Consider the following 16699-nt stretch of genomic DNA (forward strand, 5'->3'; position numbering starts at 1 on the left):
GTATATTTAAAAATCAAATATTTGGTTGTGAGTAAACATATGCATATAATGTGGATTAATGAGCTCGTGGATTTTACTGGTGGTTGTGAACAGTATATTTTTCAAACAGCGCAAAATTTACAAAAAAACGGTTACAAAAATACTATTTTATACGATGTCGATAGTGATATATCGCCAGCATTTCTAAAAGTTTTCGATGGTGCTTATCCTATGGTTGATATTGCCAGACAAATCAAGGAAGCAAAACCTGATATTTTATATATACATCGATTGGCAGAAAAAAAAATTCAGACCTTTCTCAAAAGTGGTGTTCCAACAGTACGATTTTTCCATGATCACAAATTGTTTTGTTTGCGTGAACATAAATATCGTACTTTTTCGCAACAGACGTGTAAACAGCCGATTGGTTTACGGTGCTATCCGTGCTTAGGTTTTGTGCACCGAGACTCCAACCCTTTTGGAGTAAAATTTAAAACATTAGGGTCATTAAAAAGAGAGCAACGCTTAAATCATAAAGTGTCTTTTTCTGTTGTGGCATCTGGCTATATGAAATCGCATTTAATTGCCCACGGCTTTTCAACGGATAGAATCAAAGTTATTCCCTTATACGCGAGACCTCCGCAAAAAGAACAGCACTTTACTCGTGATACACAAACATTACTTTTTGTTGGGCAATTGGTTCGAGGAAAAGGGATTGATATTTTATTGCGAGCACTAACACTACTCAAAAGTAAACCACAATTGTTGATTATCGGTGATGGTCGCCAGAAAACAATGTTTGAAAAACTTAGTCAGGAATTAGGTCTTAGTGAACAAGTTCGATTTTTAGGGAAAAAATCAACGGTTGAAGAATACTATCAAAAATGTACTTGTGTTGTATTACCAAGCCGCACACCTGAAACATTTGCACTCATTGGCCCAGAGGCAATGCGCTATCAAACACCTGTTGTTGCTTGTGATGTTGGTGGAATAAGTGATTGGTTACGTCACGAACACACAGGTTTGTTAGTTCCACCAAACGATGCTAAAAAATTATCAGAAGCTCTAGACGTTATTTTGAATGATAAAAGTATGCGCGAAAAGATGGGACAAGAAGCTCAAAAAGACTACCTAGAAAAATATACTCCACAACAACATACAAAAGCACTAATGAGTTTTTTTGAGGCGTGTAAATAACTATGTGGGGAAAATTTACAATAAAAGGTTCTAGTGAACTTGAAAGTAAAATAACAGCGATTATGAAAGAAGTGGTTTCTACTCTTAAACCACTCCTTCCCCCAAAAAACTACAGAGCCCTTATTCTTATAGGTGGTTATGGTCGCGGAGAAGGTGGTGTTGAAATACAAAATGGAGTGCAAAAACCTCATAATAACTTTGATTTTTTATTACTTACTAAAAATCTAAGTGATAACCAAAAGCTAAAAAATGCTTTAGACAGTGCTGTTGTTCCTTTAGTTAAAAAATATGATATTGGCATGGATATTGGTATGATTGACTACCAAAAACTGCGTCGTTCTTCGCGTTTGGTAATGTGGCATGACATGTATTTTGGACACAAAGTTATTTTGGGTGCCGAGGATTGTATTTCTAGTTTAAAGAAATTCGCCAGCAAAAACATCGTTCGTCAAGATATAATAAATTTACTCGTCAATCGCGGAACGCTGTTACTGATTAACGAACTTCTTTTACAAAAATGTTCACTAGAAGATGAAGTTATTCGCAGACTTATCATCAAGCACACGGTAAAAGCTGTTATTGGCTACGGTGATGCGTTGTTATATTTTCGAGGCGCATATAGTTGGAGTTATGCTGAAAAACAACGACTTATGCAGTCACAGTCTGTAGATAGTGTATTTAAAAAATTATATGATGAGATGATAAATTTTCGTTTTCAACCGCAATATGAAAATTATCTACAGTTAGATTTAGGCAAGTGGATAGATGGTTTATTGCCGCAATTGGCAAACGTTCATTTACTTTGCGAACAAAAGCGTTTAAAAAAGAATATTACTTGGGAAAACTATTTGCAAAACGCGTTTACTCATACCTTTTCTGCTAATATTTTCTCACCACGTACGACAGTAAAAAAGTTCATTCACTTTACCAAAAGTAAACCAAGAGTTTCTTTTGGCAATTTATTTGCAAATTTAGGTTATCGTTGTTGCGATCCACGACAAATATTAACCATTATTTTTCCAATAGTAGCCTATAAAATATATGATGGTGACGCGCGTATTATTGAAAACATTCTTGGTACTCAAGATAATAAATTATTGATCCCGTATTTAAAGCAGTGGTCTATATGTGGTGATAGCAATTTTGTACATTTTCTCAAGCGCTATAACATCGAATTAGTGCATTAGGGGTTACTTTATGATTTGTCTTACAGGTGATTTACATCACATGAGTTTAGAAACGGGAAATCAAAAACACTGTGATATTACCGAAGTGGAAACAGCACACCTTTTTCTTAAAATGATCGAAGAAGCCGGAGTTAAGGCTACTTTTTTTATTTCGGGCAAATGTTTTGCTGAGGAGTGGGAAAACACTGAAAAGGTGTGTTACAGTGATTTAATTGAAATCGGTGGCCACAACTATTCGTGCTTTACTCCAGTTATTGTTCATCGCGTATGGAATAAATTACTTAAAAGTTACAATGGCCCTCTCTGGTACCAAAAGCAGGACGCCAAAAAAACAATGGCGATTATTGAAAGCAAAACAGGCTATAAAATAAAAAGCTGGCGTAATCATATGTATATGCATGGTCCATTTACCGAAAAAGCCCTATACCAAAGTGGTCTTAAAATTTGTTCCGATGGAGTAAAAAAAGATAGTAATGGTCCGATACTACATGAAAGCGGCCTTTACAATTTCCCCATCAATGTTATGCCGGATCATGAGCATTTATTTCACGCGGAGAGAACACCTGAATATGTCGAATGGTTTAAGAAACGTTATAATTGGTCGGATGACTATGGGTCAGACTCTTATTATATTGAAGAATGGACAGAGCGGGTTATTGATGAACTCAAGGCGCACGAGCGCGATGGAATTATTTCCAATATGATTATTCACCCTATTACTATGTATTTATGTGATAAATTTGCTTGTTTTGGCAAAATATTGGATTTTATTTCTGGCTGCGAAACGGTATTTGTGTCAGAGATATACGATAAAGAAATACAAGAAAGTGGAGAAAAAAAATGACAAAACCACGTGTGTCGGTCATTATGCGTTGCAAGAACTCTGATTGGGTAATAGCGCAAGCACTGGCAGGCTTGTTTTCGCAAACATTTCGCGATTTTGAGTTGATAGTAGTTGACTCTGGGTCTACAGATAAGACTCTCGAAATTGTAAAACACTACCCTTGCAATTTGATTGAAATAGAGGCAAAAGCTTACTATCCTGGAAAAGTACTTAATATGGCAATTGAACATGCACAAGGAGATATCATCGTATTTCAAAATTCAGATTCTGTTCCTTTGTGTGAATATTCTCTTGAAAGATTGGTTGCTGCTTTTGATGATGCGCAAATTAAAGGGGCTTTCGGAAGGCAAATACCTCGCCCTGAAGCAGTTACTTGGGTAAGAAGAGACTACGAAATAAGTTTTCCTGTTTGTGGAGAAGCGCCGCCATGGATTACTTTATCTTTACCTCTTGCCGCTATTCGCAAAAGCATATGGAAAGAGCATAAATTTTATGTTGATGCGTGGGCTTCAGAAGATACTGAGTGGGGTAATTGGGCGCGCAATAACAACCATGCAATTAAATATGTTGCTGATGCAATTGTCATGCATTCACACAACTACAATCTTAAGGAAATATATGGTCGGAGATTTGTAGAAGGTGAAGCCGACGTTTTTATTTATAACAATCGTGATAATGTATTTAAAGTGTGTAAACGATTTTTAGTTTCAACATTACGCGATACTCTTTATCATATACGCCAAGTTGAATTTATTGAAATGCTAAAAATACCAGCGCGACGTTTTGTTTATCAGTGGGCGTATTACAAAGGAAATAAACTAGGCACAAAGCGTAAACTTCGTGGAAATGACGACACTAGTGTTGGACAACAAATTGTATTAAAACACTACGGAAGTGAAAGAGAAATATCATGAAAATAGGGATAACCACTTTCGGAGGTGATGGTGGAAAATCGGGAATCAGTCGTTATATTATCATGTTGCTAAAAGAACTCAGCGACTATTCTAGTGAACATTCTTTTGAAGTATTGACTTACGAGAGCGAAAAATCTATTTTTATTCCTGAGAATAGTGGGTTAACAAGTAACTGCTTTTCAGAAAAATGGCGCAGCCCAGTGAAAAATATTTTTTGGCACCAAGCTTGTTTACAGAAACAGGCGAAAAAATATGACATTTTATTTTTACCAGCAGCAAACAGACGATTACCAATGATTTGTTCTACAAAAACTGTTGGCACAGTTCACGACTTTTCAAGCATTCACATTGCAGGAAAATATAACTTTGCTCGCGATTTTTACATCAAGAAAGTTTTGCCTTTTTTAGTAAGAAGACTTGATTATGTTTTAACAGTCAGCGAAAGCAGTAAAAAAGATATTATCGAATTTGCTAAAGTTCCCGAAGATCGCATTACGGTAACACCGCTTGCTGCTGATCGTGATATCTACAAACCCATAGATAAAGATATTGCGCGCGCAGAAGTTGGGAAACATTACCCTTTGAATGATTCACCATATATTTTATATATTTCGCGAATAGAACACCCTGGAAAAAATCATGCAAATTTAATTCGCGCTTTCGAACTTTGCAAAGAAAGACATGATATTCCACATAAATTAATTCTTGCAGGAAGCGACTGGTCACGAGCAGACGAAGTTAAAGAAATAGCTCAAAAAACTAAACACAATAGCGATATTATTTTTACTGGTTTTGCAAAAGATAGTCTTTTGCCTTTTCTGTACAATGGTTGCGAGTTATTTGTCTTTCCTTCTCTCTATGAAGGTTTTGGTTTGCCTGTTTTAGAGGCAATGAACTGTAAAATACCAGTGGTGTGCTCGAATATTTCTTCATTGCCAGAAGTTGCTGGTGATGCTGCTATTATGTTTGATCCATATGATGTAGAAGATATGTATAAAAATATTTATGCTGTTATTTCTCAACCACAGCTAAGAGAAAATTGTATTACTAGAGGTTGGGAGCAATCACAAAAATTTAGTTGGTCTATTACAGCAAAAAACACTCTAGACGTTTTTACTAAAGTCTTCGCGGAGAGATAATTATGATGAGCCAAGATTTTGAAGAGTTATACCAAAGATATGCAAAAGACAGTGGTGTCTTCCGTAAAATTAAATTCTATCGTAAAAAATACGCGTGGATGATTATTGTCGGTGGAACAAAATTCGTAAAACGTTGTATTGATGTCGTTGCCAGTTTGTGTGCGTTGCTGCTTCTGTGGCCTTTGTTTTTAACAGTAGCCATATGCATTAAGCTGACTGATCGCGGTGCTGCTCTTTTTTGGCAAAAACGAGTTGGGCAGTGGGGAAGAGAATTTCCTTTTCCCAAATTTCGTTCAATGGTTGCTGATGCCGAAAAATTAAAGAAACAATTAATGGAACAAAACGACCACGAAGATAGCATTACTTTTAAAATGAAAAAAGATCCTCGTATTACTTGGATTGGAAGAATAATTCGCAAACTAAGTATAGATGAGTTACCACAATTATGGTGCGTTTTAAAGGGAGATATGTCACTTGTTGGGCCAAGACCTCCTGTTCCTTCAGAGGTAGAAAAATATACTTTGAGTGATCGTCGTCGTTTAGATATAAAGCCTGGGCTTACTTGTATATGGCAAGTAAGTGGACGAGGTGATATTCCTTTCAAAGAGCAAGTAGAACTCGATGTTCGGTATATCGAAAGTCAAAGTTTATGGCTTGATATTAAAATATTATTACTCACTGTTCCTGCTGTTCTTACAGGAAAAGGAGCGTATTAGTGAGCGATCCTCAAGTAGAAGAGTTGTATAGGCGCTTTTCGCGAAAAGGTATAGTCAAACAACGATTAGTTAAATGGCTACGCAGTCTGAGTTGGATATTTACCATACAAATATTGGGGAGTTTAAAAAGGATAAGTGACATAGTTATTTCGTTATTATTTCTTATACTTTTTTCTCCGGTAGTATTACTTTACTGCCTCTGTTTCCTTAGTTTACCTAATATTAAGAAAATCGAACGTCTTGGTAGATGGGGAATCATTTTTCACGAATTTAAATTTGAACTACCTACAAATATAGCTGGGAAATTGCTAAGTGTGATTCGTTTTCACCGTATACCTGCGTTTTGGAATATATTTAAAGGAGAAATGTCATTTATTGGACCAAGCCTTGTTTCTCCGCAAAAATTGACTTTGCACCAAGAAAAAGTAAGACGTCGTTGTAGTGTACGGCCAGGTTTTATTTGTTTGTGGTGGATTCGTAAGCGCGCAAATATTGATTACCAAAATGAGCTAGATGTTGACAATGAGTACATCGAAGAACAGAGTTTGCGCAGTGATTTAGGTATTGCACTTCGCGCTATACCAGCAATGATATATGGTCAAGGAGTTAAAATAAGCAAGAATTATATTGATATTTTTGGCATTATGATCAATAACGTTACAATGGACGAGGCTCTAGAAGAAATCAATAATTCTTTAAATGACATTGAAAAAAAGCAAATATGCTTTGTAAATCCAGATTGTGCCAATATTGCTTACAAAAACAAAGCGTATTTTGATATTCTTAAAAATGCAAACTATGTTCTTGGCGATGGTATTGGAATTAAAATAGCTGGTAAGCTTCTCGGCAACGAAATCAAGCAAAATGTAAACGGCACTGATTTATTTCCGCGTTTATGTGAGGAACTAGAACAAAGTCAAAAAAATCTTTTTTTGCTAGGAGCACAAGAAGAGGTTATCGTTGGTGTTGTAAACTGGGTCAACGAAAACTATCCGCGATTAAACATCGTAGGTTACCGTAATGGCTATTTTGATGAAGAAGAACAGACGCGGATTATCGAACACATAAATGCTGTTGGTAGTGATATTATTTTAGTAGCTTTTGGAGCTCCCAAACAAGAAAAATGGATTGCTGCAAATTTACCCCATCTTGATGTTAAGGTTGCAATAGGTGTCGGAGGGCTATTCGATTTTTATTCGGGACGTTTACCACGAGCTCCACAGTGGATGCGAGAAATAGGGATGGAGTGGTTATTTCGTCTATATAATGAACCACGAAGATTGTGGCGTCGTTATGTTATTGGGAACGTTGTTTTTTTATATAGAATTATGAAACAAAAGATAAGAGGGACTACAATATGAGGGCTGTTATCGTTGCACCGGGATACTCGGAAAAAATGCCTTTACTCAACGAATATTATCCGATATCAATGGTACCTTTTTTGGGAAAACCTTTTTTACAACACATTATTGAGTCAATCATTAATTTAGGAATACAAAAATTCGATTTTGTTCTTACTCATTTACCTGAAACAATTGAAAATTTCTTTGGCGATGGTAAGCGTTGGGGATGCGAATTTACTTTTCATTTAGTTAAATCGGTAGAAAATGCATACCAAGTACTCGATCTCGTTGATTTTAGTGAAGAAGAAACTATTTTATTGGCACATGAAGCGTACTTACCACAAATTCAACTAGAAGATACTCACGTGTATTGTATCAACAGTCAAGATAGGACGGCGTGGTGTGGCTGGGCATGGTTGAACGCGGAAAAAATGCCTGATATCGCTAAATTACATGGTTTTGAAAAAATCCATGAGCATTTGATAGATATACCACATTCTACAATAACTAAATATTTAAGTATAATTTCCTATGCTGACTTGTTAGACTCTGCAAAAAAAGTTCTCAATAAAGATTTTGAATCATTACTTATTAATGCCAAAGAAATAGAGCCTGGTATATGGCTTTCGCGAAATGTTGTTCTGCCATCGAGCACTAAAATCAAAGCGCCAGCGTACATCGGAGAAAATTGTCGATTTGACCAAAATATTCACGTAAATGGTAATGTTGTTATCGAAGAAGGCTGTATTATAGAAGAAAAATCAACTATTGAAAATGCAGTAGTTTTTCCGAAAAGTTATATAGGAGAAGCTTTAGATTTGAAAAATGTTATCGTTGATAAAAATCGTTTAATTAACACTGAATTTGATGCTGAAATCGAAATTGTCGATGACTTCATTCTCGGAAATTTGAATAATAATGTGTTAAAGAAAACATTGTTGCGTGCATTTTCACGAGCACTTGCTCTTGTTCTGTTTTTGTTTTGTGTACCTTTGTTTTTGACAACAATATTGGTTTTGAAATTATTCCGCAAAGGCCCGGTTTTTTTCCGCAATAGCTATGTTTTATTACCAACTAAACGCGACGAAAATTTATGGCAAAGCTGTAAATTAACTAGTTTTTGCCCAAAAGAAAGTATAAACACATTATCAGCGCAAAGTCACTTTTTTTTACTTTTTGTCCCTAGTTTATGGCAAGTGGCCAAAGGAAAAATGCATTTTGTAGGTGTACCACCACGTAACAAAGATGAAGTAAAAAATCTTCCGAAGGATTGGCGTAGTCTATATACAAGTAGTAAATGTGGTGTTATAACAGAACAGTATGTTAAATCCTTAGCGAATACAAAAGAAGATATTTACGCTTCAGAAGCATTTTACGCTGTCTCTGCTGGTTTTAAACAAGACTTACGTCTTGCAATCAAGTACCTAGGCCAGGTTATTTTTTTTCGTAAATAAAAATACCAAAAAATAAGTGATGATCTACACATTACTAAAATAATTTTAGGAAAGTTATTATGTTTACAACAGAAACCAACAATGATATTTTGCTAATTACACTTACTGTCGATGTTCTAGACGCTAGTAATAATAATGATTTCAAAGACCAAACTAGCGAAGTTGTCAAACAACAACCCAAAGTGCTTATAGACATGAGCGCTCTTACATTTATCGATAGTTCAGGTTTAGGAGCTATTCTTTCTTGTCTACGTAATTGTAATGAAAACAAGGGGAAATTGAAATTATTTGCCATATCAAAAACAGTACGTACACTTTTTGAACTTGTTCGTATGCACAAAGTCTTTGATATATACAATACCAAAGAAGAAGCTCTGGCCTCTTTTGGCGCAAAATAGGAAATACTCAATGAAAAATATTACTATTTCGTTTGAATCAATCAACATGCTTTTTCCTCTACACATTGTATTGGATGATAAATTACATATTGTTAGCACAGGTTCCAAGTTAAAACGGCTATATGAAGATATATTGGAAGGTGAACTTTTAGAAAAGTATTTTATTATTCATGGCACTCGTAGTTTTTGTTATACAACCATTTGCGAAAATACTAACCAAAGTTATATTTTACAATTACGAGATAGCCACATTAAATTAAAAGGGCATTTTGTAAAACAAGAGTCCATGTGCATATTTTTATGTCAATTGTTTGTTGAGAGCGAAGAATATAAACCTTTGTCGTTAAAAGCAACAGGAGATTTTCTTCTAAATATTAAATCATATGAGAAAAAAATAGATGACTTTATTGAACTTAAGAAATCACTAGAAGAACAAGCAGAAGTCATTAAAGAAAAAGAACGAGCACTTGCAGAAGAAAAAGAACGCAGTCGCATCGATAAAGAAAAACATTCGCGAAGTCGCAAAGAAATTGGCTTTAAAATTCAAAAAGCCTTACTTCTTGGACGCTTACCAAAACGAGATAACCTTACGATTGAAGTTTTAAATATTCCCTCACAAGAAGTATCCGGTGATTTTTATGATTTTTTTAACCACGATACAAAATGTATGGATCTCGTTATTGGCGATGTTATGGGAAAAGGAATTGCTGCTGCTTTAGTGGCAGCGGCTTTAAAAGGAGTACTTATTCGTTCTGCAAGTAAGAGAAATCTCACAACACGAGGGCAGGTAACTCCGCCGCAAAAAATTATGAAAATGGTAGACGAAGATATTACTCCTGAACTTATTGCTTTGGAAACTTTTGCAACATTATCTTATAATCGTTTTGATCTCTTTACTCATAAACTAACATCTGTTGATTATGGGCATACCAATATTCTTCATTATATTTTCATGACAGAAGAAGTAAATCGTATTGCAGGCCAAAATTTACCACTAGGAGTACAACAACAACCGCAATTGGAAATCACTATTGAAAGTTTTGATGACAATGATGTATTCTTGTTCTATTCCGATGGGATTCTTGAGGCTCAAAACAATGAAGGCGAAATGTTTGGGGAAGAAAGACTGATCGAAACACTCAAAAAAAGCAGTAGTAAATCTTCAAGTGAAATTGTCCAAACAATAAAAAGCGATCTTATGCGATTTAGCGAAGGAGAATTCAAAGATGATGTTACGTGTATCGCCGTTAAAATAGAAGAAACTTTTAGCCAAACAAAAATATATAATGTAATGTTGATAACAAGCCGCCTTGATGAACTAAAACGCGTTCGCAATTACATTACAGAAACAGCATCAAAAATAAGTTACTTTCAAGAAGAGAAAAACTTAAACGACTTATTATTAGCAGCAACAGAAGTTGTGTCAAATATTATTCGTCATGGTTATAATAATGATCCTGGTAATGTAATTCGTATCGAAGTTTCCGTTTCATATTCGTGGATTCGCGTTTGCTTTGTCGATAAAGGAATTCCTTTTTCAATGGCTAACAAAGAAAATGTAAATGACATACAGGAAATCACTGATGAATCGCTCAAGGAAATGGAGGGTGGTTTTGGCCTGTATATTATTCATAGTTTGGTTGATAAAGTGAACTATCGCCGCGATAGCAAAGGTAATAACTACCTCGATCTTATAAAAAACTTCCAAAAAGAAACATCGCGCATTTCTAGTTCTAATTTAGATGAAAAATAGTAATATTTGAAAATCTAAAAATCTAAAAGCTTTTTTTAATTTTTAACACTCTTTCTATCCTATTTCGAGTCTAAAATTTATTGTTGATCAATTTTAAATTTTATAATTGTTTTTAAAATTGGCATTTCAGCTTTATCAGAAGGAAATAGCTTTGAAAATTTTCTGTATAAAATTTGTAGGTCTTGGCTTTTTTGCTGACGTTGTTTTATCAGATATTTAAAATTTTTGGAATTATGTAAAGAACTAAAGCCTGGATCGACCAGCGTATAATCCAAATTTTTCCACCGTTCCTATTTAAGCTAAAAAATCTAAAGCTTAAAATAATACATCATGTTCGAAGGATTCCAAAGATGGTACCTTTAAAAGAATTAAAACTCTTTTGTACGACTTTGGAAGAGATGGAAACAGAGTGAATCCAGCCCTTCAAATAATGAATGTGACCACCGCAATTGGTTGTAGCAGTGGCGTCCTGACAGAACAGTGAATCAGGCAAACGAGTCTTCTTATAGACGACTGTTTTTGTACATTTTTTGAGATTCTTTTTGAAAATAATTTTACGAGCGATATTCAAGCATGCAATATAGTCGCGATCAGCAGAGAATTTGCAATTTTGGCAGTAAAACCAGGAATGAGATTTATGCTTTTTGCATGTGCTATCAGAAGCCTTGAGGTGTTGTCCTTTGTGAGAGCATTTAGGACAAATAGAACTAGTTCCAGCTGGATGAATAGGTTTCTGTATAGATATGCCAGATAAGGCTGCTTTATAATCAACAAAGCTAATAATTTTTTGACGAACAGTGGTATTTATTTGGCGATTTTTATTTCGAGAATGACTACGAGATTTTAATGATCTTAGATCTTCATAGTAGATTTTTGAGCAGTTGTAATTCTTAGCAAAAAAGACAATGATATTTGCTGCAGTGTGAGAAATTTCTTTGTTGATAGCTGAAATTTTATTCCATCTTTTTGCAATCTCTCTATTACATTTTTTGAACAATGAGTTTTTATAAAGAAGCTTATCGCGTTTACTTTTCCATATATCTATATCTTTGTAAATTCTCTCTAGCTTTTGTTGTATTCGATTGAAATTGGTAAAATGCGGTTGTGAAAGTTGCTCACCTTTGTTATTGAAAACGCATAGCGTTATAAGCTTGCGTACTCCCCAATCAATAGTGATAAAATTCTCATTTTTTTGCTTTTTAGGTTTTGGAATAGTAACTTTAAAGTCAAGAACTGGCAGATAATCTCCACGAATACAATCAAATCGAATATCTGGAGATGTTATTTGCTTATCTTCAAGGAAAGCTGGAAGTTTTATGATTGTTTCTAGCCAAGACCACTTTATTTTCGTACCTTTGCGATTTATTACTTTGAAGCTAAGTTTTATTTTGTTTTTGTGTTTATTGATTTTTATCGCTTGACCATCATCGGGTGCATAAGTCAGTATTTTTTTCTTTATCTTTGGTGGCTTTTGTAGAGCATAGAAATCTTCGGGGACATTTCTATATTTTCGCTTGTAGTTAACTACTTGCTCTTTGATGTTTTTGACATAGTGTGCTTTTTCAAATATTTCATTTTTGATGAGCAGCTTGTTTGTCCACTGTTTCGGGTCAGTTGTTTCATTCATTAGCAAGTCAAACACTCGCATTCGATCTCGTATTTGACGCATTGTTCGGCCAACAATCTCTAATACTCCGCGATTGATTCTGCTTGGCATTTTGCTTTCTTTGTATAACTTTACAAATATCGGCTCTAGCACTTTATATGAGTATTTACTTTTGTTCTCATCAAATATACCATACAGTTTGTTTTTATGTGCAAATTCAAGATACTCATTCGCTTTTTCTTGAACATAAACTAATGTTTCGCGTAATTTTTCCACCACTTCCTTATTTTTTATTGGAATTGGAAACGCCAACACTTGTCCGTTTTTTATCTTGTCTTTTTTTTCTTCGCTCATGAGATCGCTTCCCATAAATTTTTGCACAATAAACAGTTAGAACTGACAAAACATCTTCTACTACTATTTCTTCGAATTTTTTTTCTGGTCTTTCATTCAGCACTATTATTTCTACATTTTTTGCCGCGCAAACTTGCTCTAATATCTGAGTGGCAAAACGCATCAATCTGTCTTTATAAGACACAACTGTTTTACACTTCCGAGTAATATTAAGTTTAGTAGTTTTTTTAGACCTCGCTTTTTATAGTTTAGTCCAGAACCTATTTCTGATATCTGTATTACATTTGTTATTTTTTGTTTTTCGCTATAATTTATTAATTCTTGCTTTTGTCTTACCAAGTCTTCTTTTTGATCATGAGCACTTACTCTTGAGTACAATACTGTTTTTCTATCCTTATCTTCAATACCAAGTTTTTTCTCTATTTCTCGCAAGTTATATCGTCTGTGTCCACCGAATGTTCGTATTGCTTCTAGTTTTCCTTGTTTCCTCCAATCGCGAATTGATTGCGATGTTACTCCAAAAAGTTTTGCTACTTTACCAATACTTATCCATGTCATTTTTTTTCTCCTGACACGGCATTTTACTTGTTTTACACTATCATACTCCATAGTAAAACAATATTCAACAAGAAAAAGTATGTTTTCCGTAAGTTTTGTTTTGGCTTAGAAACTTACTTTAGATTTTTATAATTTAATGCACGACTGTAGTGTGCCCTAACTCAATGGAAATAAATAGCTCTAATAGAGCTGATTTTTCTCGTTTCTCTTTGGCTAAAATTGTCGACAATACATAGTGCGCAGGCATAAAAGATGGTTTTTGCTTGATTGCTTTTTGCAAATTAGTAATTGCGGGCTCGTTTTGATTTTTAAATAGTGTGCTAACGTCTTGATTTCGTTGATATTGAGAAATGAACGATTAGAGGGATGGAGTTTATTTATACCGTTAATATTGAAATGATGTCTTGTGATAACTGTTCTTCAAAATTTTGTTCTTTTTTCTCATGAATTACAACTAAAGATATTCCTCTTGATAAGCATATTTCTTCTATTATTTCTCTGCCAAACCTTATCAATCGATCTCCATAACTGATTATTACTCGCTCAATATTTCCTACTAATATTAAACGCAACAGTAAGGATCATAACTGATTAACACTTGAAATTAATATTTGGTTTTGATACTGTAAAAATACGGTTGTTACAAAGGATGCTTAAAAGACAGTTTTAGAGAGCAATGATAGATAAAGAAATGACAGAAAATACACTTACTCAAAAGAAACATAAAAGAATGATACCTACTTTAATTTTAATGCTTGGTTTATCTTTTATTACTTGGTTTTTCTATCAACTTGAATGGGATAAAGTTTTATTATTTCTCGCGAAAATAGATCTAGGTGAAATAAGTATTTTAGTTGCGATAAATCTACTTTTATTTTTCTTGTTTTGTTTACGTTGGTGGATAATTTTTGTCAGAATCGATAGCAATATTTCTTTCTCAAACCTCGTCAAAAATCGTTTGATTGGTTTTGCTATTAGTTACATTACTCCAGGACCTCTCGTTGGTGGCGAACCTCTGCAAATTTTTTTATTAAAAAAAATAAATAATATTCCTGCTACACACTCAGTATCAGCACTATTTATAGATCGTTATGTTGATTTCTTAGCAAACTTTACTTTTGTAATTTTTGCCACCTGTTTTTTGTTTTGGAATGATATATCGACACTTTTATCGCTAGTTTTGATTACTGTTTTTTCTATTTACGTAAGTGTAATTTTCTTTTATATAAAAAAAGTTGCTGTTTTTTCATACATTTTAGAAAAAATTCCGTACCTACAAAAAATATATCGCTTTTTATACGAAGTAGAATTGCAGGTAATAGAATTCTTTCATTCATCGACAAGCGCGTGGTGGCAAATTTTTGCTTTATGCATCACAATATGGGGAATCACTATTTTTGAATTGTGGTTTACACTTTACGCTCTAGATTTAGAACCATCACTAATAGATGTTCTTACTGTATTACTTACTCTACGGCTTGTATTATTAACTCCTTTTCCTGGAGGTATTGGTATACTAGAAACAAGCCAAATGTGGGTAGTTAATTATCTTGGATTTAACAGAAACATCAGCGCAATAACAACTTTGCTAATACGTGGTCGCGATGCTTCATTTACTCTTTGCGGTTTATACCACTGGCAAAAATATTCACAACAATTCAAAAACCAGAAGAAATAATTTGTAGTAAATAAATTCTTTCTAGGAATAAAGAATTTAGTTTAAGTAGGTGTTATTTAAATAATAAATGAAATCTATAGAAAACACTTTAAAATAAATTTTTTATTCTTGTTCTTTAATTAGAATTCTCATGTGATGAGCTTCTTTACTATAGACTATATGTTTGTGCATTTCATTTTCCAAGACAAGAATACAATTAAAATCTTTTTTTATTTGTTGGGTAATTTTTTTTACTAACTTTTTGCCCATAAGAGAAATATCTGCTTCAATTTCAATTTCATATTTATCATTGCCTTTTTCCTTAACAAATGTTGCTATCCTACTTATTGTATAATTATCATAACTAACAATTTCTTCATATGGAATTACTTTTGACCAAGTGAACATAATACTGACTTTTTTTCTTTTGTAAGAAACGGGAAATACTTTTCTTATGGTATAAGCAACATAATCATAACTGAAGCCTGTAAAGCATAATTGTTTTTGATTTCTCAGAAATTGTTTTATTTTTTCGTCTGGATTCATTTTTATTTTTTTTAGAACTTTTTGATTCCTATCAACGCTTGCATTCTTTACTTTTTTAGGCAAAAATTGTGTTGCTAAAAGTTCTTTGTTTAGAAAATCATACCTAACAGTATTGTGTTTTTTTTTATTAATTACACGTTTTTTATTCAACCCAAAATCAAGATTTCTAATTAGAGAAGGTTTTGCTAAATAAAAGTTAGGTCCAATTTGAGTTATTGATTTAAAAATTAAAAAAGTATATTCATCACTAAATGCATTTCGAATGACTTCTTCCTTCAGCGGTTTTAACTTGCTTTCGTGCTTTGAACTAAGAAAAAATACATTGATAAAAGATTTATTTTCCTGTCCTCGAGAAAATACATCTTGTCTCTTTAAATAATCAATTTGAAGTTTTTGGTATTTTTGATTAAGTTCATCATAGCGTTTGTTAAACAGTTGCTTAATCTCTAACACAGCCAATTTTTGGCAAATATGATAAGACAAAACAAGATTTTCATTCTTTATACTTTTTATATAAGTTTTGTGCAAATTTTTGTATTCTTTAATTTTTATTTTTGGACAATTTTCTTTTTTTAACTTTTCAACGGTAGTTTTCTTCTTGAATTGAAGAACTGATATGAAATGATTCTTGTTTATTAACTTGTGGTATGTTTGAGAAAGTATGCAAATAGCGATTATAGCGATTATAATGGCCAAAAATTGGAAAATTTTTTTTCGGCTGAACGTAGAAGTTTCGAAATGAAATAATTTTACTTCTGTTCTTTTTAAATATTTATCAACAAATGTCAGTTCTTCTTTTCTAAACTGGATGAGCAAAGCTTTTAGCTGATTTCGGCGTTGCAAGTATCTAATAACATTACAATGATACATTACAATGTTATCTGATTGGCGAATTTTTTGGGAAGACACACCAATTGCCATCAAATTTAATTCTAGTGTGTCTTTAGTAATATTATCAGCAAACTCTTTAGCAAGTTCGACTATTTTTATTGACTTCATTGTTTTTTGCCTCCAACATTACTTTTCTAGAGCTAAATCTTTAGTTTTAAAATAT

The 16699-nt window shown here is 33.5% G+C and carries 15 protein-coding genes; 11 read left to right on the plus strand and 4 right to left on the minus strand.

Translation table 11 applies throughout. The annotated features are described in order from the left end of the window. Nucleotides 1-39: 39 nt before the first annotated feature. Genes UABHE_RS06760 through UABHE_RS06805 form a run of 10 tightly spaced genes read left to right on the plus strand, consistent with a single transcriptional unit; the run spans nucleotide 40 to nucleotide 10924 of the window. Nucleotides 40-1176, plus strand: a complete 1137-nt coding sequence (locus tag UABHE_RS06760; RefSeq protein WP_372369494.1) for a glycosyltransferase family 4 protein — start codon at nucleotides 40-42, stop codon at nucleotides 1174-1176. A 2-nt stretch (nucleotides 1177-1178) separates the two neighbouring features. Next, a complete protein-coding gene (locus tag UABHE_RS06765; RefSeq protein WP_372369495.1) occupies nucleotides 1179-2363 on the plus strand; it encodes a hypothetical protein in 1185 nt (394 codons plus the stop codon). Between the two features lie 10 nt (nucleotides 2364-2373). Beyond that, nucleotides 2374-3207, plus strand: a complete 834-nt coding sequence (locus tag UABHE_RS06770; RefSeq protein WP_372369496.1) for a hypothetical protein — start codon at nucleotides 2374-2376, stop codon at nucleotides 3205-3207. Next, nucleotides 3204-4121, plus strand: coding sequence for a glycosyltransferase family 2 protein (locus tag UABHE_RS06775; RefSeq protein WP_372369497.1), 918 nt, complete (start codon nucleotides 3204-3206; stop codon nucleotides 4119-4121). Before UABHE_RS06770 ends, UABHE_RS06775 begins: the two co-directional genes overlap by 4 nt. Further along, nucleotides 4118-5260, plus strand: coding sequence for a glycosyltransferase family 4 protein (locus tag UABHE_RS06780; protein WP_372369498.1), 1143 nt, complete (start codon nucleotides 4118-4120; stop codon nucleotides 5258-5260). The genes UABHE_RS06775 and UABHE_RS06780 overlap by 4 nt, the downstream gene beginning before the upstream one ends. 2 nt (nucleotides 5261-5262) lie before the next feature. Next, the gene (locus UABHE_RS06785) at nucleotides 5263-5976 is read left to right on the plus strand and encodes a sugar transferase (protein WP_372369499.1); all 714 of its coding nucleotides are present in this window, start codon (nucleotides 5263-5265) and stop codon (nucleotides 5974-5976) included. Continuing rightward, a complete protein-coding gene (locus tag UABHE_RS06790) occupies nucleotides 5976-7337 on the plus strand; it encodes a WecB/TagA/CpsF family glycosyltransferase (protein WP_372369500.1) in 1362 nt (453 codons plus the stop codon). Before UABHE_RS06785 ends, UABHE_RS06790 begins: the two co-directional genes overlap by 1 nt. After that, nucleotides 7334-8773 carry a hypothetical protein gene (locus tag UABHE_RS06795; RefSeq protein WP_372369501.1) on the plus strand — a complete coding sequence of 480 codons (1440 nt, stop codon included), beginning with the start codon at nucleotides 7334-7336 and terminating at the stop codon, nucleotides 8771-8773. Before UABHE_RS06790 ends, UABHE_RS06795 begins: the two co-directional genes overlap by 4 nt. Before the next feature lie 59 nt (nucleotides 8774-8832). After that, entirely contained in the window at nucleotides 8833-9171 is a 339-nt protein-coding gene (locus tag UABHE_RS06800; protein ID WP_372369502.1) for an STAS domain-containing protein, read from the plus strand. 10 nt (nucleotides 9172-9181) lie between these two features. After that, nucleotides 9182-10924: a SpoIIE family protein phosphatase gene (locus tag UABHE_RS06805; RefSeq protein ID WP_372369503.1), complete on the plus strand. Its 1743-nt coding sequence runs from the start codon at nucleotides 9182-9184 to the stop codon at nucleotides 10922-10924. 328 nt (nucleotides 10925-11252) lie between these two features. Here the strand turns inward: UABHE_RS06805 and UABHE_RS06810 are convergent, their stop codons facing one another. From UABHE_RS06810 to UABHE_RS06820, 3 genes are all read right to left on the minus strand, one after another. Next, entirely contained in the window at nucleotides 11253-12884 is a 1632-nt protein-coding gene (locus UABHE_RS06810) for a zinc ribbon domain-containing protein (protein WP_372369504.1), read from the minus strand. Between the two features lie 162 nt (nucleotides 12885-13046). Beyond that, complete coding sequence (locus UABHE_RS06815; RefSeq protein WP_372369505.1) at nucleotides 13047-13442, minus strand: recombinase family protein; 396 nt, start codon at nucleotides 13440-13442, stop codon at nucleotides 13047-13049. Between the two features lie 377 nt (nucleotides 13443-13819). Beyond that, on the minus strand, nucleotides 13820-13957 hold the full coding sequence (locus tag UABHE_RS06820) for a hypothetical protein (protein WP_372369506.1): 138 nt from the start codon (nucleotides 13955-13957) through the stop codon (nucleotides 13820-13822). A gap of 161 nt (nucleotides 13958-14118) precedes the next feature. On the opposite strand from UABHE_RS06820, the gene UABHE_RS06825 reads away from it, so the two are divergent. Then, nucleotides 14119-15120: a lysylphosphatidylglycerol synthase transmembrane domain-containing protein gene (locus UABHE_RS06825; protein WP_372369507.1), complete on the plus strand. Its 1002-nt coding sequence runs from the start codon at nucleotides 14119-14121 to the stop codon at nucleotides 15118-15120. Between the two features lie 102 nt (nucleotides 15121-15222). Here the strand turns inward: UABHE_RS06825 and UABHE_RS06830 are convergent, their stop codons facing one another. Then, complete coding sequence (locus tag UABHE_RS06830) at nucleotides 15223-16644, minus strand: hypothetical protein (RefSeq protein WP_372369508.1); 1422 nt, start codon at nucleotides 16642-16644, stop codon at nucleotides 15223-15225. Nucleotides 16645-16699: the final 55 nt, after the last annotated feature.

It is taken from the genome of Candidatus Uabimicrobium helgolandensis (genome assembly GCF_041508025.1).
GTDB classification, from domain to species: Bacteria; Planctomycetota; Uabimicrobiia; order Uabimicrobiales; family Uabimicrobiaceae; genus Uabimicrobium; species Uabimicrobium helgolandensis.

Coding starts and splice junctions, on each gene's coding strand:
- UABHE_RS06760 (WP_372369494.1), top strand. CDS start 40: ATGCATATAATGTGGATTAATGAGCTCGTGGATTTTACTGGTGGTTGT.
- UABHE_RS06775 (WP_372369497.1), top strand. CDS start 3,204: ATGACAAAACCACGTGTGTCGGTCATTATGCGTTGCAAGAACTCTGAT.
- UABHE_RS06780 (WP_372369498.1), top strand. CDS start 4,118: ATGAAAATAGGGATAACCACTTTCGGAGGTGATGGTGGAAAATCGGGA.
- UABHE_RS06810 (WP_372369504.1), bottom strand. CDS start 12,884: ATGAGCGAAGAAAAAAAAGACAAGATAAAAAACGGACAAGTGTTGGCG.
- UABHE_RS06830 (WP_372369508.1), bottom strand. CDS start 16,644: ATGAAGTCAATAAAAATAGTCGAACTTGCTAAAGAGTTTGCTGATAAT.
- UABHE_RS06815 (WP_372369505.1), bottom strand. CDS start 13,442: ATGACATGGATAAGTATTGGTAAAGTAGCAAAACTTTTTGGAGTAACA.
- UABHE_RS06800 (WP_372369502.1), top strand. CDS start 8,833: ATGTTTACAACAGAAACCAACAATGATATTTTGCTAATTACACTTACT.
- UABHE_RS06785 (WP_372369499.1), top strand. CDS start 5,263: ATGATGAGCCAAGATTTTGAAGAGTTATACCAAAGATATGCAAAAGAC.
- UABHE_RS06795 (WP_372369501.1), top strand. CDS start 7,334: ATGAGGGCTGTTATCGTTGCACCGGGATACTCGGAAAAAATGCCTTTA.
- UABHE_RS06770 (WP_372369496.1), top strand. CDS start 2,374: ATGATTTGTCTTACAGGTGATTTACATCACATGAGTTTAGAAACGGGA.
- UABHE_RS06825 (WP_372369507.1), top strand. CDS start 14,119: ATGATAGATAAAGAAATGACAGAAAATACACTTACTCAAAAGAAACAT.
- UABHE_RS06765 (WP_372369495.1), top strand. CDS start 1,179: ATGTGGGGAAAATTTACAATAAAAGGTTCTAGTGAACTTGAAAGTAAA.
- UABHE_RS06805 (WP_372369503.1), top strand. CDS start 9,182: ATGAAAAATATTACTATTTCGTTTGAATCAATCAACATGCTTTTTCCT.